The sequence below is a fragment of the Alloalcanivorax gelatiniphagus genome (genome assembly GCF_005938655.1).
Lineage (GTDB): Bacteria > Pseudomonadota > Gammaproteobacteria > Pseudomonadales > Alcanivoracaceae > Alloalcanivorax > Alloalcanivorax gelatiniphagus.
The window spans coordinates 1-942 of sequence record NZ_VCQT01000006.1 but is presented as its reverse complement, the minus strand read 5'-3'; the positions used below and the strand labels follow the sequence as shown (position 1 = coordinate 942).

General features: G+C 60.9%; 1 protein-coding gene. It reads right to left on the bottom strand.

Annotation, left to right across the window (positions count from 1 at the left end; translation table 11 throughout):
- Positions 1 to 941 (bottom strand): elongation factor Tu (tuf, locus tag FGS76_RS00985; RefSeq protein WP_138770763.1); only part of this gene is annotated, 941 nt, incomplete at its 3' end.
- Between the last annotated feature and the right edge of the window lies 1 nt (position 942).

Sequence of the window (942 nt, the reverse complement as noted above, 5' to 3'; positions counted from 1 at the left end):
ACGTACACTTCACCTTCGAACTTGGTGTGCGGGGTGATGCTGCCCGGCTTCGCCAGGACCTGACCACGCTCCACGTCGTCACGCTTGGTGCCACGCAGCAGCACGCCCACGTTCTCGCCCGCGCGGCCTTCGTCCAGCAGCTTGCGGAACATTTCAACGCCGGTACAGGTGGTCTTGGTGGTGTCCTTGATGCCAACGATTTCGATCTCGTCGCCCACCTTGATGATGCCACGCTCCACACGACCGGTTACCACGGTACCGCGGCCGGAGATGGAGAACACGTCTTCGATCGGCATCAGGAACGGCTGATCCACGGCGCGCTCCGGCTCCGGGATGTAGTCGTCCAGGCACTCAACCAGTTTCACCACCGCCGGCATGCCGATATCGCTGGTGTCACCTTCCAGAGCCTTCAGCGCGGAGCCGGTGATGATCGGGGTGTCGTCGCCCGGGAAGTCGTAGCTGCTCAGCAGCTCACGGATTTCCATTTCAACCAGTTCCAGCAGCTCTTCATCGTCAACCATGTCCGCTTTGTTCAGGAACACAACGATGAAGGGAACGCCTACCTGGCGGGACAGCAGGATGTGCTCGCGGGTTTGCGGCATCGGGCCGTCCGCCGCGCTCACCACCAGGATCGCGCCGTCCATCTGCGCCGCACCGGTAATCATGTTCTTCACGTAGTCGGCGTGGCCGGGGCAGTCAACGTGCGCGTAGTGACGATTCGGGGAATCGTATTCCACGTGAGAGGTCGCAATGGTAATACCGCGCTCACGCTCTTCCGGCGCATTGTCGATCTGGTCAAACGCGCTCGCGGAACCGGAACCCCAGGTCTCGAAGCACACCCGCGTCAGGGCGGCGGTCAGCGTCGTCTTACCATGGTCAACGTGACCAATGGTGCCTACGTTTACGTGCGGTTTATTACGTTCAAACTTTTCCTTTGCCACG